23 protein-coding genes and 2 pseudogenes are annotated in these 26,308 nt (G+C 25.1%); 2 read left to right on the top strand and 23 right to left on the bottom strand.

Going from position 1 to position 26,308, the window contains the following annotated elements; all coding sequences use genetic code 4:
• Positions 1-16 precede the first annotated feature (16 nt).
• The 8 genes from AAHM99_RS00075 to AAHM99_RS00110 all read right to left on the bottom strand — a co-directional run bounded on the left by AAHM99_RS00075 (position 17) and on the right by AAHM99_RS00110 (position 11,067).
• Entirely contained in the window at positions 17-754 is a 738-nt protein-coding gene (locus AAHM99_RS00075) for a MurR/RpiR family transcriptional regulator (RefSeq protein ID WP_342274777.1), read from the bottom strand.
• Positions 755-841: 87 nt separating this feature from the next.
• A complete protein-coding gene (locus AAHM99_RS00080; RefSeq protein WP_342274778.1) occupies positions 842-2,293 on the bottom strand; it encodes a glycoside hydrolase family 1 protein in 1,452 nt (483 codons plus the stop codon).
• Between the two features lie 168 nt (positions 2,294-2,461).
• Positions 2,462-3,187 (bottom strand): MurR/RpiR family transcriptional regulator, encoded by a 726-nt coding sequence (locus AAHM99_RS00085; RefSeq protein ID WP_342274779.1) that lies wholly within the window; start codon positions 3,185-3,187, stop codon positions 2,462-2,464.
• A 138-nt stretch (positions 3,188-3,325) separates the two neighbouring features.
• Entirely contained in the window at positions 3,326-4,648 is a 1,323-nt protein-coding gene (locus AAHM99_RS00090) for a hypothetical protein (protein ID WP_342274780.1), read from the bottom strand.
• A 238-nt stretch (positions 4,649-4,886) separates the two neighbouring features.
• Complete coding sequence (locus tag AAHM99_RS00095; RefSeq protein ID WP_342274781.1) at positions 4,887-5,858, bottom strand: ROK family protein; 972 nt, start codon at positions 5,856-5,858, stop codon at positions 4,887-4,889.
• 36 nt (positions 5,859-5,894) lie between these two features.
• Entirely contained in the window at positions 5,895-8,543 is a 2,649-nt protein-coding gene (locus AAHM99_RS00100) for a PTS transporter subunit EIIC (RefSeq protein WP_342274782.1), read from the bottom strand.
• 43 nt (positions 8,544-8,586) lie between these two features.
• Complete coding sequence (locus AAHM99_RS00105) at positions 8,587-10,119, bottom strand: sulfatase (protein WP_342274783.1); 1,533 nt, start codon at positions 10,117-10,119, stop codon at positions 8,587-8,589.
• 117 nt (positions 10,120-10,236) lie between these two features.
• Positions 10,237-11,067, bottom strand: coding sequence for a sulfite exporter TauE/SafE family protein (locus AAHM99_RS00110; RefSeq protein ID WP_342274784.1), 831 nt, complete (start codon positions 11,065-11,067; stop codon positions 10,237-10,239).
• A gap of 79 nt (positions 11,068-11,146) precedes the next feature.
• On the opposite strand from AAHM99_RS00110, the gene AAHM99_RS00115 reads away from it, so the two are divergent.
• Positions 11,147-12,001: a formylglycine-generating enzyme family protein gene (locus tag AAHM99_RS00115; RefSeq protein ID WP_342274785.1), complete on the top strand. Its 855-nt coding sequence runs from the start codon at positions 11,147-11,149 to the stop codon at positions 11,999-12,001.
• A gap of 23 nt (positions 12,002-12,024) precedes the next feature.
• Here AAHM99_RS00115 and AAHM99_RS00120 read toward each other — a convergent pair whose 3' ends face one another.
• The 6 genes from AAHM99_RS00120 to AAHM99_RS00145 are packed head-to-tail and all read right to left on the bottom strand — an operon-like array spanning position 12,025 to position 19,220.
• Positions 12,025-12,510, bottom strand: coding sequence for a GNAT family N-acetyltransferase (locus AAHM99_RS00120; protein WP_342274786.1), 486 nt, complete (start codon positions 12,508-12,510; stop codon positions 12,025-12,027).
• A gap of 42 nt (positions 12,511-12,552) precedes the next feature.
• Positions 12,553-13,470 (bottom strand): carbohydrate kinase family protein, encoded by a 918-nt coding sequence (locus AAHM99_RS00125; protein ID WP_342274787.1) that lies wholly within the window; start codon positions 13,468-13,470, stop codon positions 12,553-12,555.
• Positions 13,471-13,472: 2 nt separating this feature from the next.
• On the bottom strand, positions 13,473-14,924 hold the full coding sequence (locus tag AAHM99_RS00130; protein WP_342274788.1) for a glycoside hydrolase family 32 protein: 1,452 nt from the start codon (positions 14,922-14,924) through the stop codon (positions 13,473-13,475).
• A gap of 2 nt (positions 14,925-14,926) precedes the next feature.
• Positions 14,927-16,774, bottom strand: coding sequence for a PTS transporter subunit EIIC (locus AAHM99_RS00135; RefSeq protein ID WP_342274789.1), 1,848 nt, complete (start codon positions 16,772-16,774; stop codon positions 14,927-14,929).
• Positions 16,775-16,809: 35 nt separating this feature from the next.
• On the bottom strand, positions 16,810-17,508 hold the full coding sequence (locus AAHM99_RS00140) for a GntR family transcriptional regulator (protein WP_339030848.1): 699 nt from the start codon (positions 17,506-17,508) through the stop codon (positions 16,810-16,812).
• Positions 17,509-17,537: 29 nt separating this feature from the next.
• Positions 17,538-19,220 (bottom strand): PTS transporter subunit EIIC, encoded by a 1,683-nt coding sequence (locus AAHM99_RS00145; protein WP_342274790.1) that lies wholly within the window; start codon positions 19,218-19,220, stop codon positions 17,538-17,540.
• A gap of 631 nt (positions 19,221-19,851) precedes the next feature.
• Between AAHM99_RS00145 and AAHM99_RS00150 the strand changes: the two genes are divergently transcribed.
• Complete coding sequence (locus AAHM99_RS00150; RefSeq protein WP_339030843.1) at positions 19,852-20,688, top strand: SDR family oxidoreductase; 837 nt, start codon at positions 19,852-19,854, stop codon at positions 20,686-20,688.
• A 76-nt stretch (positions 20,689-20,764) separates the two neighbouring features.
• Here AAHM99_RS00150 and AAHM99_RS00155 read toward each other — a convergent pair whose 3' ends face one another.
• The 9 genes and pseudogenes from AAHM99_RS00155 to AAHM99_RS00195 form a co-directional block, all read right to left on the bottom strand.
• The gene (locus tag AAHM99_RS00155) at positions 20,765-21,649 is read right to left on the bottom strand and encodes an ABC transporter permease (RefSeq protein WP_342274791.1); all 885 of its coding nucleotides are present in this window, start codon (positions 21,647-21,649) and stop codon (positions 20,765-20,767) included.
• Position 21,650: 1 nt separating this feature from the next.
• Entirely contained in the window at positions 21,651-22,352 is a 702-nt protein-coding gene (locus AAHM99_RS00160; protein ID WP_342274792.1) for an ABC transporter ATP-binding protein, read from the bottom strand.
• 113 nt (positions 22,353-22,465) lie between these two features.
• On the bottom strand, positions 22,466-23,029 hold the full coding sequence (locus AAHM99_RS00165) for a DDE-type integrase/transposase/recombinase (RefSeq protein ID WP_342274793.1): 564 nt from the start codon (positions 23,027-23,029) through the stop codon (positions 22,466-22,468).
• A 334-nt stretch (positions 23,030-23,363) separates the two neighbouring features.
• A complete protein-coding gene (locus AAHM99_RS00170) occupies positions 23,364-23,543 on the bottom strand; it encodes a hypothetical protein (protein WP_342274794.1) in 180 nt (59 codons plus the stop codon).
• A 220-nt stretch (positions 23,544-23,763) separates the two neighbouring features.
• Positions 23,764-24,185 (bottom strand): annotated as a pseudogene (rpiB, locus tag AAHM99_RS00175) (ribose 5-phosphate isomerase B).
• Positions 24,186-24,338: 153 nt separating this feature from the next.
• Positions 24,339-24,839: pseudogene (locus tag AAHM99_RS00180) on the bottom strand (ribulose-phosphate 3-epimerase); the annotation flags it as partial.
• A gap of 21 nt (positions 24,840-24,860) precedes the next feature.
• Positions 24,861-25,178 carry a PTS sugar transporter subunit IIB gene (locus AAHM99_RS00185; protein ID WP_342274796.1) on the bottom strand — a complete coding sequence of 106 codons (318 nt, stop codon included), beginning with the start codon at positions 25,176-25,178 and terminating at the stop codon, positions 24,861-24,863.
• Positions 25,144-25,539: a PTS sugar transporter subunit IIBC family protein gene (locus AAHM99_RS00190; protein ID WP_342274797.1), complete on the bottom strand. Its 396-nt coding sequence runs from the start codon at positions 25,537-25,539 to the stop codon at positions 25,144-25,146. The genes AAHM99_RS00185 and AAHM99_RS00190 overlap by 35 nt, the downstream gene beginning before the upstream one ends.
• A gap of 20 nt (positions 25,540-25,559) precedes the next feature.
• On the bottom strand, positions 25,560-26,308 hold a 749-nt coding region (locus tag AAHM99_RS00195; protein WP_342274798.1), incomplete at its 5' end, for a PTS transporter subunit EIIC.

The following is a 26,308-nucleotide window of genomic DNA, read 5'->3' on the forward strand; positions in this document are numbered from 1 at the left end:
GAAAATACTTTCTATTTTAGAAAGTATTTTGGATGTATTCAAATATATATAGAAACAACATTTCTAAAGCTATATTTCTATAGATAGATTTTGATTTATCAAATTGATAATTGATTAGCATTTTATCTGTAAAAACTATATCTAATTTTATTTCCTGACTATTTGTTGTAATAAGAAATTTATTGTTTTTTTCATTTGCTTCTTTTTCATATTTTCTCATTAGAGAACCATTATTACTTGAACAAATAATTAAAATTTCCACCTCATTTTCACCATTTTTTATTAAATTGTTTTTATATTCTGCAGAACATACTCTAACAATCTTATTCATATTGTCAAATAAATCTAATATATAAGAACTTGCATGTTTAATTTGATTTGAGGCATATAAGTTTATTATTTTTGCCCCCTTAATTGCTTGTGCAATATTTTCAATAAAAGAATTATTTTCTATAATTCATTTTTGAATAGAATCAAATCTCTCCAAAGAACTAACTTTATTTACATTCTCAGCTCAACCATAATGATTATATTCATTTTTTAAAGTAAAAATTAATTCTCGATAACCAGTACAACCAATTTTTTGAGAAAATTTTGTTATAGTTGATAGTGAAACATAACATTGTTTTCCAAGTTCTTCTTGATTTTTAAAATCACCATTTGTGAAGTTATCTATAATTTGTTTCGCAATACTTTTAAAATTAGTATCATCAACTGATTCACTTAATTTTATTAATTTGTTAATTACTGACATAGTTTTTACCCTTTTTCTACTTATTAAAATTATATATTTCAATAAAAAAAAGTAAATATAATATTTACTTATATAAATAATTTTTTATTAAAATTCATTTGTCTCAATAAACTTTTTAAATCAACTAAATGACTTTTTCTTATATCGCTTTCCATTACCATTATGATAATCATCATAGTCCACATATATTAAACCATAACGTTTAGACATTTCATTTGTAGAAAGACTAACTACGTCTATTGGAGTCCACATAGTATAACCAAAGACATCTACACCATCAAGAATTGCTTCATTTATTTGAATAAAATGTTCTTTTAGATAATCAATTCGATAATTATCATTCACTGTATTATTTGCATCTAGTTTTTCAACAACTCCAATTCCATTTTCTGAAATAAATAATGGTAATTGATATCGATCTCATAATTCATTTAATGTAATTCTCAATCCAATAGGATCAATTTGTCACCCTCATTCTGTGGCATTTAAAAATTTATTTTTACCTCCAATTATTAAATTTCCTGAATTATTATCTTGATTACTTTTTGATACAGTTGAAGTCATATAATAACTAAATGTAATATAATCAACAGTATTTTCTTTAATTACTTTTAATTCTTCTTCTGTAATATTAATTTCTATTTTTCTTTCTCTAAAATATCTTTTTGAATATGTTGGATATATTCCCTTTGCCACAACATCATAATAAAAATATCTATTCATTTGTTGAGTTAGTAAATTTTCTAAGATATTAATTGGATTACAATCACTTGCATATGTAGTTATATTTGCAATCATACACCCCATCTTGATATTTTTTGAAATATTTTTTGACAATTCAATAACTTTTGCTTGAGCAAAAAATTGATTATGTAATCCTTGATATGATGCATTTAAAAATTCATACTCAGTTTTATAATCTTCTCTAAAAATACCTAATCCCGTAATTGGTGATAGCGTTGCAACATTTATTTCATTAAAAGGTAGTCAATATTTAACTAAATCTTTATATTCTTCCATGATAGTTGCTGCAAACTTAATGTATAAGTCTATAACTTTTTTATTTGATCAACCATTATAATTTTTAGCAATTGAGTATGGAATATCATAGTGTTGAATTGTAAGCATTATTTCCATTCCACTTTTTTTACATTCTTCAAATACTTTTCTGTAAAACTCTATACCTTCTTGATTGGGTTTATTTTCATCTCCATTGGGATAAATTCTTGATCAAGAAATTGACATTCTAAATATTTTCATCCCAGCTTCTTTAAACAAAGCAATGTCTTCTTTATACTTATGGTAAAAATCTATACCATATCTTTTTGGATAATGAAGTTTATTAACATTTTCAATTGACTTTTCATATTCTTTTTTAGAATAATTATTTATTTCTTCAATACTTTTTCGATTTAAATTAGGATTGAATGGTCTCATCTCAGCTAAAGTTAATGACTTACCATTTAAATTATATGCTCCTTCTATTTGAGATGCAGACGTTGCTCCACCTCATAAAAAATTTTTTCTTTCAAATTTCATTATTTTTTTCTCCTTTGTAAGTATTTTGTATTAAAATAAGTCAAAATAAATAATAAATTATATTTTTATAGTACTTTATAAATTGTAAAGTAATTTCCTATTATAATTTTTAAATAAATAATTAATTTATTTAAAGTTTCTCTTTAATCTTCTATTTTTAAAAAATAACTATAATTTTTTAAAAATATAAAAAAATAACATGTGTAGAACAATTTCTCTTGATGATAATTGTGAATTGTCTAATGAATAGTCTATTATCATTTTTTTTGTAAATTTTAAATTTAATTTATCAATTTGTTTTTCTGAAGCAATTATAAAGTTTGCATAATTTTCATCATAAGCTTTATAAAAATTATCTATAAGTGTATCATTATCTCTTCCAGTTAGTATCAATAAATTAAATCCCTTTTCATTATTTTCTTTAGCTTTAAATCTAAATTCATTATTTAAAAGTGTCACATTCTTTCCATACTCAATTAACATATTAGTAAAATATTTTGCTGATTCAATTGCTTGATAAGAGGAATAGATATTAATAAAACTACTCTCATTAATTTTTTTACAAATACTATCTACAAAATCTTCATTATAATAAATTCATTTTTCAATTAGTTGAAAAATTTCAAATGTATGTGATTTTTCAATTTTTTCATAATCAAGTTTTTTTCATTCATTTTTCATTTTAAAGTTTAGTTCTCTAAAACCTGAAAAACCCATTTTCTTAGAAAATTTAGTAATGGTTGAAATTGAAACAAAAGTTTGTGCAGCAAGTTCCTCTTGATCACAAAATATTCCTCTTTCAGCATTATCTAATATCTTTTTTGCTATTATTTTAAAAGTGGTATCTTCAAATTCCTTGCTAATAATTTCTAATTTATCAAATACATATTTCATTATTATTACCTTTCAAATTTTCATTCTTTCTATATCATTAATCATAATTACAAAAAAAAAAAAAAAACATTTAACTTTAAAGAAAAAATTTTTTTTAAGTTTAAAGTTAATAAAAGGTATTGGGGAGGCTAAGTAACATTATTTCCTAAAATTTTGGATCATTTCGTTTGGTGTACATCCATTTTTTAAGATTATATTTGTACTATTAAAAATTTTAACAAATTTATATATACAACTTCTAAAATGTTGATCATTATTAAATTTATTACCAAATATTAAATAAAAATACTTTTTGACTCATCTATGTGTTTGTTCTACAAATTGATTACCTTTAAATCCTGATGCTGAATTTGATCTAATTATATTATGCTGTTTACAAAATTTTTCTGTTTCTTTAATTGTAAATGCAGAACCTAAATCACTATGCATAATAATTTTCTTTATTCTAACTAAATCCATTTTTCTTACTAAACCTTCTAGCATTTCAAGAGTTACTAGTATATTTTCAGAGTTGCCAACTGAATATGAACTAATTTCATTAGAGTAAAAGTCATATGCAGGTAAAAATAAGCGTTTTGTTTTAACTCCTCCAATATAAATATTTTTAAATCATGTACCATCAATTCCAATCTTTTCTAAATATTTATTAGAGCTATAATCTCCTTTTATAAGATCTAATGAGGTATATTTCTTATGAGTACTTATTCCCATTCTTGTTTTTGATTTAGAAGATGCTATTTCTTTTTTTAATTTTAATAAAACATCTGTTCTAAGTTCAATAATTGTCTCTCTAGAAAGATTTATATTGAAATCTTTTAATATCTTTAATCTAGCTTTTTCAGCACCAAATATACCGTCCTTCCTTGAATAAATACTTTCTACAGCCTCTTTGGCATGAAGATGATATTGTCTTTTATATTCGGGTTTTCCTCTTTTAATTCAATTAGTATAACTACGATAACCAACACCATAAATTAGAATAGTTTGTTTTGCATCATTTCCCATTAATGATAATTCATATACTGTTTGATATATCTGAATTATATCTTTTTTTGTATATGTCTTTTTATTAACCTTTTGATAACCTATTAGAAATGATGCTATGGACTTTTTTAATAACTCAACTTCCTTCTCTGCTTGTTTTCTTTTCTTCTTTTCCTTCTTAAGTTCTATTAAATAAGCACTTCGCTTAATTTGTTCTTCTAATTCAAAAAGCCTCTTTTTCAATTCTTTATTCTCTTCACTATATTTGTTAACTTTATTTTTAAGTCTAACTTCATTGGTTTTATTACGTTTTTTCCTATCAAATACTTTAATATCAGATGACTCATGATATTTTTGATATCAATCTAAAATACTTGAATTAGCTTTTATATTATATTTAATTGCAATATCTTTTAATTTAATTCCATTAATATAATCATTAACAGCTTGAATTTTTAACTCATTTGAGTATTTCATTTAGATACAACCTTTCTTGCTAATACAATTATAATCTTGTTCGGAATTATAAAACGAAAAAATTGGGATACCTATGTACTTAGACCCCCCAATACCAAATTATTTATATTATTTAATAAGCAAAATAATTTTAGTATATACAAAATTTTATTTAAAAGCTTTGAAACTTTTTAAATAAAAGAACCTTATATTAAATAAGGTTCTTAATAAGATACATTTAAAAAGTTATTAAGTTAAATTACTCCTTTATTAACTTTGCAAAAACTCCATAACAACCAGCTCTATTTTCTAAATTACTTTTTATTATATTTATATTTTCAATTGGAGAAAAATTTTTAAATAAAATAATATAAGCTTCAGCTTTTTTAATTATTGTGTCCAAAAATTTGCTATTGGAACTTATTCCCCCTCCAATTGTTATCGCTTCAAAATCCATTAAAAAATTTAAGGAAACTAAATACTTAGTTAAACTTGTTGTTCATATTTCAAAAACTTTAACAGCTATTTCATCGTTTTTTTCAACTAGTTTCATAAATGATTTACCATCAATTAATTTTTTCATTCTCAAATTATCTTTTGCTTTAGCAGTTATAACATCTTCAATTTCTGCAAGCTCTCCTAATTCAATTGAGTCTGCATATCTTTTTAAATTTGCTCCTGTTGAAGTACTTTGAACAACTAAATTAATATTCTCAGAGTCAAAATTTGCAAATAGCTTTGATAACTCACCAGCACCACCTTTAAAGCCTTTGTAAATTTTACCATCAATAATAATTCCTCCACCAAGACCTGTTCCCACAGTTACATGAAGCATATTTTTGTATTTTTGTTTTTGACCAAAATAATATTCCCCATAAGCTGCTGCTTTTGCATCATTTTCTATTTCAAATACTTCTATATTTTTTAAGTCACTAAAAAATTCTTTTAAATTAATTTCTTTAATATTTGTTAATGCAGATTCAGATAATATTTTATAATTAATTGAATCAATAATTCCGGGAATACTAATTCCTAAATTTATTTTAATATCTTTTGGTAAATCTTTTTTTATTAAACCAAAAACATAACTTGCATCTAATTGTCATGCATTTGGTCTTTTAGTATCATCATAAGAAATTACATCCTCTGATATTATTTTATTGTTATGATCCATAACAATTTTTTTAGTACTTAATCCTCCAATATCATATAAATAATTTATATTTTTCATAAACTAATTGTCCTATCTTTCTCAAATGTTACTTAATTATTTTGTTAACTTTTTATTCAAATTATTTTCTTGTGAGATTTTTTTTATAATACTATTTAAAGTAATTTTAGTATCAACTGGCTTTTGTAATTTATAAGTTATTTTTAAATCATTTAAAGTATTTTTGTATAGTAACTTTATTGAAGAAATATCATCTTCTGATAAGTAATCTTCTAATAATTTAAAATTACTTAGAACTACATTTTCTTTACTTTTAATAAGATCATCTAATCATTTTAATTTATCAGCCATTTTGATATCTAATTGTTGGATTTTATTTTGTAGACTTTCTTTTTTCTTTAAAAAATAAATATCTTTATGTTTATCCATAATTGTTTTTGCTTTTAAAGGTTTATTTTTATTAATCAAATTACATCCTTGTTGAAATAATCTATCCTTAATTTTATTTTCTTTATCAAAAGTAATTTCTAATTCAATTTTATATTTTAAACTTTCAATTAATAATTTTTCAAGTTTTTTAATTTTAATTACTTCTTCTTTTGTAAAAAAGTTTTTTTCTGCTCTTAAAATATTTGTTACTTTTATTTTATCTTCAGAAGTTAAATTAAAATTTGATAAGTTAATTATTTTAATAACTTTTGCATTATTTTTTTTAAGAATATTATTTTCAAGAACTCTTTCTTTATACATAAATATTGTAAACATTAATGCTAATCCAGTTGCCATTACACAGCATAATATATTGTATAAACCATTCAAAGTATTGGGTACTAACTCAACAGTTACAATTTCTGGATTTATTGGGTTTGAGAAAAATCCAAAGAAGGAAAATACTCCTAAACCCGTATTAACTCTTTGTGAAACACCTAATATATTACTAAAACAACCCGCAAAGAAAGCTCCCAGAGCTCCTGCAAAGAAAGGTCTTACTTTAGGTAAGTTAATTCCATAAACAATTGGAGCAGGCACACCAAAGAAACCAGTAATTACAGTTGATCGTGCTTCTCTTTTAGTTGCACTATTTTTAGAAATAAGAATAACTGCAATAACAGCTCCTACTTGTCCTCATACAGAAAACTCTCCACCAGGTGTTAAGTAACTAACACCATCTGTCAATACCTGCATTTGTGAAATTTGAGCAACAGCTGAGTGCATACCCACAATAACTAAGGGCTGTCAAATTAAAGCATAAATACCAGTACCAATTCCTAGTGGAGTTTTAGTAACAAACCTTAGACCAACACCAATTAATTGTTCAAAAATATATCAAATTGGCCCAATTATAAAGAATGTTATTAGAGCTGCAATTAATAATGTTAAAGCTGACTTTAGAATTAATTCTAAAGATTTTGGCACTCATGTTATAATTCAGTTTTCAATTTTCTTTGTAGTTAAAACTGCCAATATTACAACAATTACTCTTGCTCCTTGAGGCATTACTTTTATTGAAGAAAGACCATATCAAATAGGATCATCAGGACTTATTCCAGTTTTAAATAAATCTCAACTATAACCAAATCCTATTGGTCCCCCATCTCCAATTATTAAAGGACTACCTAAAATTAAACCAATCGACAATCCTAAGAATATATTTAATTTAAAATATTTTGCAGCACTTATTCCTGCTAATATACCTATAAATCTCAAAGGTGTATTAGCTATTACATATAACATTGCTCACATTACATTTGTATCTCTAATATATTCTTGACCTGGTTTCAATCCTGCTTCTGGTATTTTTAAAACCACATCTGGCATTAACTTTGTTATTTGTAATATACCAACAAATGCCATTATAATACCAGCTCCAATTAATATTGGAATTAATGGAATCATGATTGATGAAAGAGCAACTAACATTCTCTTTCCAAGGGACATTTTTCTATTTGCCAATAAATCGAATTCTCCAGAATCTTCTAGTTTTTTTAAACCTGTATATAATTTATAAACACTTTTGCCTAAAATTAATTGCAATTCATTATTTTTTCAAACAACTCCCTTTACTTGTTTAATTTTTTGAAGTGAATCAATATCTACAAGACTTTTATCCTTTATTTTAAATCTAAGACGAGTTGAACAATTGTAAGAATTACTATAATTTCCTTTTCTTCCAACAAGTTCAATTATTTGTCTTGCAATCAGTTCTCAATTTGAACTAGTTTTAAAGTATTCATCAGCTTTAATATCTTTTTCACTTTCTAAAATTGATTCAAAAGTACCTATTAAGTCATTTTTTTTAACCTTTGTTGTTCCTGCAAAATAAGGTTGAAAAACTCAATTCATTTTATTAGATTCATCATTAATTAAAACAGCAATATTAGTATTTTTATGGACTACTTTTAAATAATCCAAATTTACTTCTGCTATTTTCTCAAAGTTTTTTATTTTTTCATTTTGCTCTTTTGCAATATTAAAATATTGACTATCTTCTTTTTTAAAGTCAAGACACATATTTATCATAATAGAAGAATCCAAATTTTGTTGCTTTAAAAATAAACCATGTTTTGTTTCAAAAACTAAATCTATATTAGCATTTTCAATTGGATTATGAATTTCATTAGATGTAGCAGATATGAAATAGCCTGTTCCTAATAAATTATTTTTAAAAACATCATCCTCAATATTTTCTATTATGTCTATAACACCATCGCAAATAGCATATACATTTAAAACTTTTTTGTGCATAAATAATTCCTTTCAAGGTTTTATTTATTATAGGAATATTAAACTATTTTGATGCCTCTTCTGTTAAACCAATTCTTTCATAAACCTCTGGAGGTGTATCAACAGATTTCATTTTTTTAATTAGTTTTTTAATCATCATTGATTCAATTTTTTTATCTTTTAAAGGATTTAATTGTTTTGGATCTTCTTCTAAATCAAACAATAAATCTCCATATTTAAATGAATTTGGTGTCATAGGAAATTCTTGTAAATTATATTTCATCATTGGCATTCCATTTGAATATCTTGATCCCTTTACATATTCCATATTATTTAAAAAGAAGTTTGGTAAGAATCCTTTCATAAAATTAAAGTTAAGTGTATATTGGGTATTTGGGAAATTTGCTTCACTTTTAGATGCTTTCATAAAAACATATTTTCCATCATATATATTTACATGGCCACCATTATTACCAAATAAGATTTCCTTGTGATTATTTTGATCTTTTCTTAGAGCTTCATAAATTGAATTTCCATCTCGATCAAAATCATCTTTTAAATTGAAATAATCTAAAAGAGTTGGAGCTATATCAATTGTTTGACATAACTTATCAAATCTTTTTCCATCCATATTTGAAAATTCTGGAATATGTAAAAAGAATGGTGTATGAATTAATTCATCATATCAAGGTGCTGCTGTTTTACCAACAAAGTTATGTTCACCAGTTAAGAACCCATGATCTGTATTTACAATTAACATCGTGTCTTTTCATAAATCATTTTCATCAAAGTAATCTAAAATTTTTCCTAAATAAACATCTATCATTGAAATTAATGCAGCATATTCTATTTGAAGTTTCTTAACTGTTTCTGCATCCTTTTCTTCATCATAGTGGCTATATTTAGGTCAATTAGGAATATTGTCTGTATATTTGGCATCATAAATATCTCGATATTTTTGAGGAGTTACAAAGGGTTCATGAGGGTCAAAACACTCAATTTGTAGTAACCAATCATCTAAATCCTTGTGACCTTTTAAAAACTCAATTCCTGACAACATTGTTTGTACACTAGGATAACTTGTATCATCTTGTGTTAAATGTGCTAAATTAGCTTTTCCATATTTCAAAAAATTATATTTCTCTGGTCTAGTTTTTGGGTCAAAAAAAGTATTTATATCATTTTTATGAGGTTGTTCGTGATTTTTACCATAAGCTGCAGGAATTCATTGATCATATTCTTGACCTCTAAATCCTTCCCAAGTATTATATCTTGTATGATAAGTTCCTCCACCATCTTCTCAATAATGTCAATGATCTGTTGTTAAGTGTGTATAAATATCACTATTTTTTAAATGCTCAAATACTGAGTTATCAAAAGGTTCTAATTGACCTCAATCTCTATGCAAAAAATTATATCTTCCCGTATGTATTTCTCTTCTTGCAGGCATACATGGCATGCTTCCTGCATAAAAATTATCAAACGTCATTGTTCTTTCGCCTAATCTTTTAAAATTTGGTGCATGAACTCAATCATTACCATAATTAGGTAAATATTTTCTTGTTAAAGTATCAAACATTAATATAACTGCTCTCATTTTTTTCTCCTTTGTAGACTAATAGTAGTCTACAAATATAATATAGTAATTATTCCAAAATTAATATACATTTTGGAATAATTACTATAAAAATGAATTAAATGTAATAAATTTTATTTAAATTAAATCTAAAATTATTTTTATAATAGAAATTCAAATGACAATTATTAATAGTCACTTAATATAAATTTCTTTTTTAATAACTTTTTTTAAATATATAGCTGCAATAAAACCAAGTATAACTGGTATAGCAAAAACTAAATTCTTGACTCAAATCTCTTTAACAGCTCATGGATTATAACCCATAGATATTGGATTTAAGAATAAAGAGATAAATGATGAAACCATGATTAAAGAATGTGAAATTGGTGCTGCAGAACTAATTTCTAAAGAAAAAATAATTATAAGTAGAGGCATTATTATAGGACCACCACCCATTCCAGTTAAAGATGTTATAATTCCACCAATAAATGAAATTAAAGATAATAAAATAATATTAATTTTATCACCCTCATTATTTATTATGTAAAAATTTTTATTAAGCTTATATTGCTTTTGAGTATTATCTTTTACTTTTAAGAAATATTCTGAATAAATTAACATAAAAGTTACAATAATTAATGTTACTGCTACAATAATTTTAATTACAGCATCTGAATTAATACTTTTAGATATTACATTTCCAATTAAAATAGAAATAGTTGAAAAGACGACTCCTACTAATAAAATTTTATAGTTAAGTCTTTTTTTTACTATTTCAATTGCAACGTTCATAAAGGAACCTAAAAATACTAAAAATGTAGATATATATTTTATCTCATTCAATTCATCATTTAAGAATACTAGAAATAAGGGAACATAAAGTACCCCTCCTCCAACTCCTGAAATTGATCCCAATATTGAGATCAATAAAACAATAATAGATAATCATAGTAATGTAATTCCCATTTTTATATCTCCAAATAAATTTTACAATAATAATTGCATTTTTTGGAAAAAATTCTATAATTATATTAATGGAGGAATTATGATTTTAATAAAAAGTTGTAAGTTTTTAATGGGAAGTGAATCTGAAGATGGTTTTATTTATGATAAAGAAGGCCCTCCTACTCTTATAGAGATTAATGGCTTTTATATCGATGAAACTTCTGTCACAAATGAAGAATTTCAAAAATTTATTAATGAAACTAACTATATAACTGAAGCAGAAAAATTTGGTAATTCATTCGTATTTGCAGCTTTGTTAAATAAAGAAGAAAGACTTAAATATCAAAAAGCAGATTTAATGGGTATTTGATTTGATGTTCCTGGTGCAAATTGAAAACACCCTCAAGGTCCTAAATCAAATATTATAAATAAAATGAACTACCCCGTTGTTCATGTTTCATTATATGACGCTATTGAATATTGCAAATGATCTGGAAAAAGATTGCCGACCGAAGCGGAATGAGAATATGCAGCCCGAGGCGGTTTAATACAAAATAAATTTAGTTGAGGAAATGAATTAAAACAAAATAATAAGCATAATTTAAATATTTGAAATGGAGACTTTCCGTTTGGGAATACATTAGAAGATGGTTTCTTAGATTTAGCTCCAGCAAAAAGTTTTGAACCAAATGGTTATGGAGTTTATCAAATGTTAGGAAATATTTGAGAATGATGTATAAATGCAAAAAATGTTTCCTTAGAATATTTTCAAAAAAAGAAAACTGATGAAATATCTAATTTAGAAATTAATGAAAATAAAGATTATGCCATAAGGGGTGGTTCATATTTATGTCATGATGGTTTTTGTAAAAGATATAAAGTATATTCTAGAAATGGAACTGCACCAAGATCAACTGCTGGTAATATGGGTTTTAGATGTGTAAAAGATATCTAATAAAATAATTCAATTATAATTTTTTAGAACTTTAAAATATACTTTTCATAAGTAAATTTTTTAATTAGATTTTTTTCGTATTTAAATCCAAGTTTGTCAAGAACCCTTTTTGAAGCTAAATTCTCTGGCATAACTAAAGCTGAAAATAAACTAATGTTATATTTTTCATTATAAATTTTTATTAACTCTTTAGCAGCTTCAGTACAAAAACCATTTGATCAATAATCTTTATTAATAATTCATCCAAAATTTGCTTCATTACCATTAATTCTGAACTCTATTGTGCCAATCATTTTATTATTTTCTTTCAAAACTATTGCAAATTTATTTTCAAAGTTTTTTAGAAAATAATTTTTTATATTCAGCTTTGTATCTTCAACTGACTTATGTTTTTCAAACTCTACATATTTTATATTTTCTGAATTTGAAGCATATTCAAACATATCATAAGCATCTTCTAAATGAACTTTTCTTAAAATTAATCTTGAACTAAAAATTATATTTATCATTTTAAATTTTCCTTTTAACACTATCTTTAGTAAAAATTATTCTTATAGCTTTTCTAGAAATGCTAGTGCTCCAATGTATCTAACTGCCTTATTTGCAAAACCATTAGCTTTAGAAACTATCTCAATAATTTTTTCTTTTGATGAATCACTACATATTTTTTCTGTAACGTAATCATTTATTAAACAAGATATAAAGGCATCACCCGCTCCTGTTGTATCTTCTACAATATCAGATTTTATAGTACTTACAAAAATAATTTCTTTTTTTCAACCACACATTGTATCTTTGCTACCTCTTGTTATACAAATTAAACTCTTTGGATTATTATTCATTAAACTTTTTAATGCTTCAGTTTCATTATTAATTTGAGTTAATAAAAATAATTCCTCATCACTTAATTTAATTAAATTTGCTTTCTCCAAAAATTTACTACACAAACTTTTAAATGTAGCAATTTCTTTTTTAGTAGTTCAAAGTTTATCTCTAAAATTTGGATCAAAGCAAAAACTAATTTTATTTTCATTGGCAAATTTAAATAAATCTCAATAAGATTTATTTAAATTTCCTGATAAAAAAGCAGTAGCACTACCGAAATGAATAAAATCAATTTCCTTTAATTTCTTTTCATCAAATTTAGATAGTGAGAAATCAGCATCGCTATTTCTAATAAATTCAAAAAATCTTTCTCTATTTTCATCTAGTGTAACTTTTGCAATTGTTGTTGGCAGCTTTGAATTTTGAATAAAATCTCTTTTAATATCAAATTTTTTTATTAACAGTTCTATTTCTTGTTTATACTCATCATTTCCTAAGCTTCCCATAAAGTAACTTTCGTTATTTTTTAAAGCTGCAATTGAACATGCAACATTAAAACTTGCTCCACCTACTTCACTTTGAATATTTTTGCCATGAGAATAGACATCCATTAAAACTTCACCTATTGAAATTATTTTTTTCATATTTATTTTTCCTTTAATTCATTTTTAAAAATTATATTATTTCAAACATATTTATTTGAATCAAGTTGTATTACATCTACTTCTTTTAAGTTTGTTACTATTTGATTATGGTTTTTAATAAAAAATCTTAAAGAGATAACTTGTTCCCCTTCATTAATAAATATTTCTAAACAGCTTCTATCAATTAAAATTCTCAGAGTATTAATTTTTAAGTTATCAAAATTTAATTTTGAAGGTAAATTTAATTCATCATTATAATCCATTAGACTTCTATCTATTGAAAAAATATTATTTTTATTTTTAAGAACTACATTTTTATTTTTATTTTTAATTAAAATTTCAAAATCGTTATTTAAAATTTTATTGGCATTAAGTTCTACTAAACCATTTTCATAATAAAAACTATTATTTTTTAAAGAAATTTTATTTAATCTTAATTTTTCTAATTCTTTAATTGGCAATTGAGTAATTATATTATTCTTTAAAGTTAACTGTCTTGGTACAGTTAAATGATTACTTCAAGTTTTTAGTTCTTTTGGAAATGGATTAGATTTTGAATTTCCTAGTCAACCCAACATAATAATTCTATCATCAGTATTTGAAAATATTTGAGGAGCATAAAAATCAAAACCTAAATCTATTTTATTAAAACTTGATTTAAATTTAAAATTTGCTTTGTTATCAAATTTAACTTCTCTATATTTAACAAAGTGACTTCCATCTTTTAAAGAAGCATCTTGCTCTAAACAAGCCATAATATACTCTTTATTTTCTATTTTAAAAAAATTTGGACATTCAACCATATAAGAATTTTGTTCATCCTTTTCATCAACTATTATGTCCTTAGTTCATTGTCAAGATTCATTAATAAATTTATATACATTTAGTACTCCCTTTTTATCTAAAGTTTGAGCACCATTCAACATAAATAATTTGTTATTGTTTTCAAAAACAACTGGGTCTCTAAAATGACCAGTGTATTTTTTTAAGTCACATTCAAATAGTAATTCCTTAGTTATAATTTTTTCTTTTAAATCAATTAAAGCTTTTAAAGTATAACTTGTTCTTTCTAAATCATTAAACTTAACATTACCTGTGTAATAGATTTCTATTTCTCCATTTTTATTGACTCTTGCACTACCTGAAAAAACTCCATTTTTATCATAATCAGTTGAAGGAATTAAAGTTAAACCCTCATAAACATAATTAATAAAATCTTTTGTTGTATATAACGCTCATGACTTATTATAATGTTGAATACTAAAAGGACAATTTTGCATAAAAATAAAATATTGTCCCTTATAATATACTAATCCATTTGGATCATTTGTTGATCCACAATAACCTGCTAAATGAAATTGATTGTTGTATCAATTTTTTTGTTTTTTATTATGATATTTTTTAAATAAATTTAAATGACTTTCATTAATTAAACTATATTTTTCTCATTTCATTTTTAATCCCCATTTTTATTTTTTAATTTCTTTTTTTCTTCTTTAAGTTTAATTTTATCACTTTTATTTTCTTCTTTTTCTTTTTGTCTTATTACTTTTACTTCCTCAACATATTTTTCATATTTTAATTTATCTTCTATTAATTTTTTTTCTTTATTTTGTAATTTAATTAATTTTTTTTCTGCATTAGTAAATAAATTATTATAGTTTTCTACTTCTTTATTTTTTTGAATATTTTTAATATCTACTTGTGCACTTACTATTTTTTCAGCTTGCTTATTAATTTGCTTTTCAGAAATTTTTCTTCCTGATTCTCAATAAAAGAATATTGTTAGAAGAAATGCAGAACCAAATGAAATAATATTTACTAAAATTATTAAAATTAATTTTACTCAATCTCCTGAGTATAATAATAGACCTGGAATTACAGTAACGCCCATTCCAGGACAAGTTACATTTAATAACCCTGCAAAGAATCCTCCAACAAAACCACCTATTGATGCATAAATAAATGGTTTTATTTTCGGTAAATTAACTCCAAATATAGCAGGTTCTGTTATTCCAAACATTGTTGAAACTGCTGAAGACATTCCTAAGTTTTTTTCTTGTTTAGATTTAGTTTTAAGAGCAACTGCCATTGCAGCTCCACCTTGTGAAATAATTGAAGCAGTTCAAATAGCGTTGAAGATTGAACCCATTATTTCAGCATTAGCCCCCTGTGGAATACTTCCATCAATTACTAATTGCATTTCTAATCCTTGTAAAACTTGATGACATCCTGTTATAACAATTACTTGTAATAACCCTGCAACTATTGCTGTACCAAAACCAAATGGTACTCCCAAAATTTCTTTTGTTCCAATTAATACCCCATTTTCTACTAATAATAAAATTGGTCCTAATATAAATAATGCTGCTAATAATGCAATTAAAATTGTTAAGAATGGTGTAAAAATAATATTGACAGACTTAGGCATTCAAGTTTTAATAAACTTTTCTAGATAAGCAACACCAATACCTACTACTAAAGCAGGTAAAACTGATCCTTGATATCCTGTAATTGGAATTATTCAAACCATTATTGGAAGAACTGGTTCATCTAATCATTTTAAACCTGCATTAATTCATTGTTGTTCTGTTCCTCCACCATCTAAGAAATTACTTTGAGCATTATAAGCTGCAATTAATCCCTTGTCAGGTAATAATGGACTAATTAACATTAAACCAATAATAATACCTAATACAGGATTTCCACCAAATCTTTTAACAGTTGATCAACAAACTAATACTGCTAATGAACTAAAAGCAGTTTTAGTTACAATATCAACAATTATTCAAAGCAATGAATCTGATGATGAATTATATGGAATTAAATTTTTTATTAAAGCAGCAAAACCCATTGCTAAACCAGCAGCTACAATAGCTGGAATAATTGGCAAGAATATATCTCCCAATGTTTTCATGCTCATTTGCAATCATGCAAATTTTTCCCCACTATTTCTTAATGCTTCCTTATTTACTTTTGCTTTAATTTTAAATTCTTCATATGAAATATCTGATGAAGAACCTTTATCACCTGCTTGAGAAATATTAGTTTCCAATATTTTTTGAACTTCACTATAAGTTGCTTCCACAACTCCTGTTCCTAAAATAATTTGTAATTGATTTTGCGTTCAATTTATTCCTTTTGCAATTGGTGATGATTTAATTTGTTCAACATCCACCTTTTCTTTATCAATTACATTAAAACGTAATCTTGTTACACAATGTAAATAAGATTCAATATTTGTTTTACCACCTACAGCCTTTATAAAATTTTGTGCTTCTAGTGAATAATTAACTTTTTTCATTGATATATATTCCTTCCACTTATTTTATTATTAATTTATTTTCTTCACTCAATAAAGTTTCATTTAAAATGTTTTGGATCATATCAGCTTTTTCTAAATTCCAATATTTCACCAAAAATATCATAAACTTTACCTAAATCAAGAATAAAGTTAAATGAGTCTCTATCTTTAAAATTTTTTAATAATTCTTCATTTTCACTTTCTTTAACAAAGGAAATTGACTTTGAAGAATGACTTATAATTGAATTTGAGTGTTTTTCAATTAAAAACATTAATCCACTTTCATTTAATTTTTCAATTGTTACATTTCTAAATTTATCTTTTAAAATATAACTTTCTTGGTACAAAATTACTTCATTTGTATTTGTTTTTCTTAAGCATTTAAAGTGTCATAATTTTCTATTTTCTTGAAATCCACTAACTTTGGCTAATTCTTTACTACAAACAATTTCAACTAAATCATAATATTTGTTGTTTGAACCGGGAAATAATTCCCTAAAACTAAATAATAAATTATTAGAAATTTTATCTTGAACAACAAAGCCTTTTCCATTAATTGATTTAACAATTTTTAATTCTATTAATTTATTAAAAGCTATTCTTATTGGTTGTTCTGAATAGCCAAATTTGGTTTTCAACATATTTTGACTAGGTAAAACTTCACCTCTAACAACCTTATTTTCTCTAATTAAATACATTAAGTAGTCAAAGATAACTTCTCATTTTTTATCCATAATAGTGTCCCTTTATTACACTTATTATACTACTTTAAGTAGTTTTCAAGAGACTTTTTCCCCCATTTGGTTTTCAATAGCCCAGTACTAATTCCAGCCGTTGATAAACCCGAAATTAACATAGCAATAGAGATATGTGCACCCATAGGAACTGATTGTAATACCGAATTAATTCCTTCCTGATTAAAGTAATTAATTGTATGACTTGTTGTTCAATCAAATTGAACAAGACCAATTCAACTTGCACTTCCCAAGGAATTTGCAACTGTATGTGTCATTCCTAATCATCAACCAGCAATACCACTTCCAATTGCAGCTGCAATAAATAAAGGTTTTATTTGTAAATTAATTCCAAACATAGCTGGTTCAGTTATACCTGTATAACCACCAATTGCACTTGAACTTGCTTTTGTAATCTGTTCCTTATCTTTTTTTACAAAGAAAATTAACATTAACGCTGCAGTTCCTTGTGCAATATTTGATACACAAGCAACTGGAGTTATAAATGAAAATGAGTGACCATACTTTAATTGACTATCAACTAATAGTTGAGTTTCAATTGGTAAAAAACCTTGATGTAAACCTGTAATAACAAGGAAAGGATAAAAGAAAGCAAATATCATTCCCCCAAATCCAATAAAACTTCAATTTGTATATTTAAAAATTCCTGCTAAACCAATTGATATCCCTTTTCCAATAATTTGTCCTAATGGTCCGATTACTCAAAAAGCTAATCATGATGAAATTAATACTGTTCCTAATGGAATTATTAATATAGCAATTACATTAGGAGTAATTTTTTTTAAAAGTCGTTCTAAATTTACAGAAAGAGCTAAAACTAATAAAACAGGCACTATTTGAGCTTGATAACCTATTAATTTAATTTTGAAAAATTCACCTGCACCACCACCAAAAATATAGTAATAAACACCTACTGTTTTATTTAGTGCTTCTAAATAACCCTGATCTTCTGGACCAATAATAGGTAAATTATTATTCAATAAATATTCACTAAAAGCAAGCTGTCTAGCATTTTCAATTGCACTTGCAGAAGTGTTTAAATCAAATCCTAATAAAACTGGAGTACTTGTTGAATAACTATTTAATAAACCTGGAGATATCAATACAAGCCCCATAGCCATTCCTAAATAAGGATTACCTCCTCATTTTTTTGCAGCAGTATAACCAACAAATGCGGGAATTGATCCTAAAATTGCTCCTCCAATTACATCAAGTAATTTTGTAAAACCTGAAGATGGAGCAAATGAACCAATTAAGGATTTAAGTGCTAAAGACATTCCCCCAGCAATAAAAACAGGAACTAATGGTACAAAAATTGATGCAAATGAATTCATTCCATTTTTTGAAATCATAAACAAGTTAGATTTTACAGAAACATCTTTTCTTCATAATGGCTGTTTATTTTCAATTTTTAAATCTCCATCAGTATTTTTAGTGTCAATTACAATTTCTATTTGTTTATAAAGTTTATCAACAACTCCTGTACCAATAATAATTTGATGTTGATTTTCTTGTTTTTTATAACCTTTAAATAAAGGATGTTTTTTAACTTTTTCTAAGTCAAATTTATCATCATTTTTTAATACAAATCTTAATCTTGTTGCGCAATGTTGGATTTCTTTAATATTTTCTTTACCACCAAGTAAATCCACCATTAAAACTGCATTGTCATAAAATATATTTTTAGACATATTTAACACCTTTAAATCCTTTACACTTTCATTATTTAGTTTTTTGCTAAAAAGTTATATACCTATAATCATAAGTTTTTATTATTTAAAAGAATTATTATATAAACTGTAAAAAAACAAAAAAAATAACCAATATTAAGGACATAACATTGGTTATTGGAAATATTTTTTAAGACTAATACTTTTAAAAATTTATTTGGAAAACTATGAGTAGTTATATAAGTAAATAGTAAATTTATAAATAATTATAAAACAGGAATTAAGAACAAAGAAATTTCCTATTTGTTGTTTATTTATTTAAGAGTATTAGTAATATGAGAAAAACATTTGTGAAGAAGATTAAATCTCCTTCAATAAGATTGTTTCAAAAAAAGAAGAAAAAATCTATACACTTTTATAAGTTAAAAATAAATACTCCACTTAAAAATGTTTTAGGAAAAGTTTTACAATTAGTAAAATTTTTTTTAAATTAATATTTTGCTTTGCTTTTTTTTTTTTTTTTATTATTAGAGGGTGTTAATTATTTCCTATTATAATTAACACACATTAATAAAAGTATATATTTAGTTTTAAGTTAATTATCCCTATTTAAGTTGTATAATAATAAAATAATTAAGGGAGAAATTAATTTATGAAAAACAAAGTGTGATTTATAACAGGTGCAAGTCAAGGATTTGGCCTAATATTTGTTAAGAAATTGTTAGAAAAAGGACATTGTGTTTTAGCAACAAGTAGAAGTCCAGAAAAAATAGTTAAAGAAATTGGTAAAAATGATAATTTATTAGCTGTAAAAGTTGATTTATCAAAACAAAAGGAACTAGATAAAGCAATGAAACAATGTTTTGATAAGTTTGGTTCAATTGATATTTTACTAAATAACGCGGGATATGGTCAACTATGGACTTTTGAAGAAACAACTGATGAAGAAATTAGAAAGTGTTTTGAAATTAATTTTTTTGGAACTTTGAATGCAACTAGAGCAGCATTACCATATATGAGAAAACAAAAATCTGGGCATATCTTTACAACATCTTCAGTTTGAGGTTATGTAGGAGATCCATATATTTCTACATATGCAGCTGTTAAATTTGCAACTGATGGTTGAACAGAAGCTTTAAGTCATGAACTTGAAAATTTAAATATCAGTGTAAGTTGTATAAAACCTGGAGGTTTTAGAACAAACTTTTTAGAAGCAACTTCAATGGTAACTGGAGAAAGTAAAATTGAAGACTATAAAATAGCAAGAGATGCTTATTTTGATGGAATTGCCAAATTTAATAAACAACAAGATGGTGATCCAGAAAAATATTGTGAATTTATTATTAATTTAACTAATAAAGATTCAAAACCACCTCTTCATATTTTTACAGGTCGAGATGCTTATAAAAAAGCAGAAGATAAAATTTCAAATTTAAAAAAAGATATGAAAAAATTAAAAAAAGAAGCTACAAATTTACATGTAAAATAAGGCTTTTTAAAATGAACATATAAATAAAAAAAGATAACTAAAATTAGTTATCAAAAATTATTTAATATGTTCATTTTTATTTTTTTGCTGTTCATTTAAAAGTTAAAGTAGTGATTACAAAAATTGTTATCAGTATTAATATTGCTCCAAGCACTGGCTGTCAAGTTGCAGTGAAGTCTCTTGAACCATCTCCAAGTTTTTCATGTCAATTAAATTCACTATCTCATCCATCCCCACTTCATCCTCTTGTGGCATATAAGAATATAAAGACTGCATATTTATGAGGAATAAAATATGTAAATATAATCATTCCTTTACTAGATTCAAATGTTTCTGGTGGTAACATTATTCCTGATAAAAATATACTAAAAAAGTAAATCATCATAATCATTCCTTGCATTGAACCCACAGAACTAAATAATCCACCAAATAATGTAGCTAAAGCAATTGAAGTTAGAGTAATTAAAATCATAGACAATATTAAATAACCTCAATGAACATCTCCTAATAGTTTTGCAAAAGTTGGTTGGTTGTCATTTAAAGCTAAACTATAAATTTCAGAAAATATTAAATTAAAGATCATCATTAATATAAATGCTATTATGCCAGCTATTAAATATACAAATCAAAGTGCTCCTATGAACATCCCTTTTCTTATTCCAGTTATATCAATTCTTTTTAAGAAAACAGAGTTTTTCCATTCTACTACAGCTGGTGCTAGTAGAGTTAAAATTGTAAGACATGGTAGTAATGTATAGGCAAATAGAATTGAGTGACCTTGGCCTGACTTTTCTCCCATTATAAAGAAGAACATAATATTGAAGAAGATTGGAACAACAATCATAAAAATTATTGACTTTGGTTCTTTAATAAAAGATTTAGAAAGTAACAGAGACAAATTATTAAAAATACTAATTTGTTTTTTAATATTTAAATCCTTTTGTTTTTTTAATTTATTCATTTTAAATTTCTCCTTTAAAGAACTTATCCATTAATGCTCTAACTGATTTGTGCTTTTTAATTGTATTAACTATTGAGTCATCATAAAAAACTTTACTATCTTTTATAATAATTAAACGATCACACATTTCTTCAACTTCTTCAGGGTGATGTGAAACTAATAATAAAGTTTGATTAAATTCTTTCGTGTTTTTTGAAAAAAAATCAATTATTTTAAATTGTAACTCCATATCCAATCCAGTTGTTAATTCATCTAATATTATAATTTTTGGATTATTCATAATTGAAATCATTGCATTAAATCTTTGTCTTTGCCCTCCACTTAATTTTTTAAGAGGTCTGTCAATAAACTCATCAATTTCAAAGACATTTTTTATTTTTTCTTCTCACTCTTTTGTTAATTTTGGATATACTGCTTTATAAAAATCTAACATATTATGTGCTGTAATTCCTGTAGGTCAATTACCTTCCTGTAATTGAATCCCAATTTCTTGTTTAATATTATCTTCTAAGTGAATCTTAATTTCTCCCAAATCTGGTTTTGAGAATTGAGCAATCATTTCAACTAAAGTTGTCTTACCACATCCATTTGCACCCATTAAAGCCACTTTTTGACCTTCTTTTATTTCTAAATTAAAATCTTTAAAAATTACTTTTTTACCAAAGGCTTTTGAAATATTATTTATCTCTATTAATGTTTTCATTTAAATTCTCCTTATAAATACTTACTATAACACACTTTTATATTAAAAAAAATAAAGTAAAGCTTAAAAACTTAGATTTCAAGGCTTATGTACTGTTCCTTTTTTTCGGACACCTATATTTTATAACTAACTCTATTATTATTATAAAAATATTGATACATTTTCAAATTATAAATATATTCATTTACAACATTGTATTTATAACCTTCCTTGATTGCTTCTCTTTTAAGAGTACTTCAAAAACCTTCAATATATCCATTGTCCGTTGATCTACCAATTCTAGACATACTTAAGCCAAAATCAAATCACATTGTAGCTAAGCGATATTGATAAGATTTAAATTCTGAGCCATTATCAGAGTGAATAATTGAGTTTGGTTTAAATGTTCCAAATTCATTAACCATATTAAAAAATGACTCTAATACTAATTTCATACCTTTAATATTTTTAGTTACCAAACCATAAACTTTTTTAGTGTTTACATGATAAAAGGCGCAAGTGTATAGTTTGCATCCTGCTATTATTTTCTCGGTAATATCAACAGAGAAAATATCTCCATAATTTTTCAAATCTGTTTGATATTTAAATAATCTAGGATACTTACCATTTTTTTCTGGAGTAACTGATTTATTCTTTTGTATTTTATAGTTATTAGGTTTTAACTTTAAAAACTTCATTATTCGCAAAACTTTTTTATGACTACAATTTAGATCTAAATACTTCATTAATCTTCTAGAACCATAGATTTTAACTTCATTTTTATAAACATCATTAATTCTCAAAACCAAACCTCAATTAATTGCCTTAATTTTTGGTTTACCTTTTGATAATCAATCATAGTAAGTACTTTTTGCTAAATCAATTATTCTACAAAGTCTTCTAATTGCAATATTTGGGTATTTAATTGTAAAGTTATAAACTACTTTTGATTTAAATGTATTTAACTCTCACTTATTTACTTCTTTCTATCAATCATTTCTCTTAATTCTTTAAACATTTCATCTCTTAATTTTAAGTCTTCACTCTCTCTTTTGATTTTTTAAGCTCTATTTTTAAATTTATAATCTCCTCATTATTGGCTTTAAAGGATTTTTTAAATCCACTTCTTCCATTTTCGTCATAAATTTTTATTCAGTTTTTCAATCTTGATTTATCAATTCCTACTGCTTTTGAATACTGTGCTAATAACAAATTAGATTTGTAAAATTTAATACTAATTCAATTTTTTGATTGATTGAATACTTAGTCAAAATAAAACCTCTCTTCGTTCACAAATATTTTATATCAATATATAAAGTATTTTTAAAATGTGTCCGAAAAAAGGTTACACTACAGATTTCAAGGCTTATTAATAAAAAAAGTACTTAAAAAAGTACTTTTTTTATTAAAATTTTTAATTATTTAAGTTTTATTAATACATATCTATTCTTTTTTGATGTCTGCCACCTTCAAAGTAGCATTAATCCATTCACTAATTATCATTTTAGCAAGTTCTAAACCTACAACTCTTGAACCTAGTGATAAAATATTTGTATTATTATGTTCCTTTGAAAGTTTTGCACTATATGGCTCACTGCAAACAACTGCTCTTACGCCTTTTATTTTATTTGCTGCTAATGAAATTCCAACTCCTGTTCCACAAAAAATAATTCCAAAATCCACTTTTTTATCAGCAACTAGTTGAGCAACTTTCCTACCATATATAGGATAGTCAGTTCTTTCAAATTCATTGGTTCCAACATCTATTAATTCATAACCAAGTTCATAGAATCATTCTCTAATTGGTTCTTTCAAAATTAAACCTACATGATCACTACCAACTGCAATTTTCATTTTATCCTTCCCTTTCAATTTTTTCTAATTGATCTTTTAAATTAATTTCCTTATTATTTATAAATGCTCCAACAACTAAAATTTCTGCACCTTTTAACTTCAATTTTTGGTATGTATTTTCCCTTACTCCTCCATCAACTTGTATAAAATAATTTAATTCTTTTTAAATTTATAATCTGAAAGATACCTTAAATTTTCATAAACTATTTCATTAAGCTTTTGACCATTAAAACCTGGTTTAATAGACATACACATTACACCATCAAGTAAATCAAGGTAAGGTTTCAAAATTATTGGATTAGTTTCTGGATTTATTGCCAAAACTACTTTCATACCACTTTTTTTTATCTCATTAATAATATGAATAATATTTTTCTCACTTTTATCTGTAATTGATTCAAAATGAAAATTAAAATGATCTACTCCATTTTCTGCAAAGGATTTAATATATCTTTGTGGTTCTAAACACATTAAATGAGCATCAATAATTAAGTTTTTATACTTATCCTTAATATCTCCACAAATTTTTTGACATAAAGCATAGTTATTTACAAAATTACCATCCATTATATCAACATGAATTCAATCAACACCGGCAATAACTAACTCATCAATTTTTTTACCTATTTCTAAAAAATTAAATACATATATTGAGACTGCAACTTTTCTTTCATATTATTTACCTAATTCTTCCTTTACATTTATTGAAATATTTGAAACGTGAGGTCCGTAAATTATTTGAATACTTTGACCTTTTTTTATGACTCCCATATTTTTGGTTTCCTTTAATAAATTATCATTTATTAATTTTGGATCTTTAACATTAATTCTTAATCTTGAAGCACAATTATTAATTTCTATTATATTTTCTTTTCCTCCCAATCCTTCAATTATTTTTTTAACTTGTTCTTTACCATTTAATTTTTCCTTATTTGTTTTATTTTTATTTAAGGACTCTTTAGTTTTTTCTAGAGCCACATCTTCTATCTTCAAAATTTCTTCCTGGTGTTTTAAGATTTTTAAATTTAATTAGTGCTCAAAATGAAATAAAATATGCTGGACCAATTATTAATACACCATAAATTATTATTCATAAGGCACCGTTTCTTCCTGCAAACATCCCAAAAATACTTCCCTCACTTTCACCAATAATGTTTACTCCACTTGAATAACCAGGAATTAAACCAAAGAATACATAATCAATCATTCCTGCTGTAAAACCATTACCTGCTTGAACGTTTAAGAGATATGCAAATAAATAACTAAAACCTCCAATTAATGCATGAACTCCAAATAGTATGGGAGCAACTAATATAAATGAAAATATCAGAGGTTCAATAATGCCAGTTGCCATAGACGTGATTATTGCAGAACCTAAAATTCCTGTAACTTCTTTTTATTTTCTGGTTTAGCTAGAAAAATCATAGCTAAACCAGCAGCTGGAAGACCATAGTTATATACAGCAAATCTTCCACTCATAAATCCTGTTCCTACTTCTGTAGTAAAGTGATTAAATGATATATATCAAGCATTATCACTTTTATAAATAATATCTAAGTAACTTGTCATATTATTATCTATAATACTTTGATAAGCACTTTCAGATAGTTCAAAGCTTCTTCCAACTCAGTTCATTTGTTCAAAGAATATGGTATAAGCTCCTTGAGATAAATTCCACCCTGTTATAACTCCATCAGATATTTCTGGAGCATATCATGTGCCACCAACTGATGTAAATCAAAATGGAGTATAAAAAACATGATGTAATCCTGTCGGTATTAATAATTGTTCAAAAACTCCAAAAAAGTATGCTGCAATCGAACCTGATGTTCTTGCATATTCCTCTTTACTTCCAACATTCATTCAATTCCCTAAACCTGAACCAACTTGAAATAAACCTAACATTATAATTGGTCAAACAAAGAAAATAATAATACCTAATCCTATTCCCATAAAAAAAGTTGCAATTGGTACAAACTTTTCTCCTCCAAAAAAAGATAACATTCTAGGAACATTTATATTATAAGTTCTATTATGTATGATAGCTGTTAAGGACCCTACAATGATTCCTCCTAGAACAGAAAGATCCATTGTTGGATTTATACCCATAACATTTGATAACA

This window comes from Spiroplasma endosymbiont of Cantharis lateralis, from assembly GCF_964030855.1.
Taxonomy (GTDB): domain Bacteria; phylum Bacillota_I; class Bacilli_A; order Mycoplasmatales; family Mycoplasmataceae; genus Spiroplasma_A.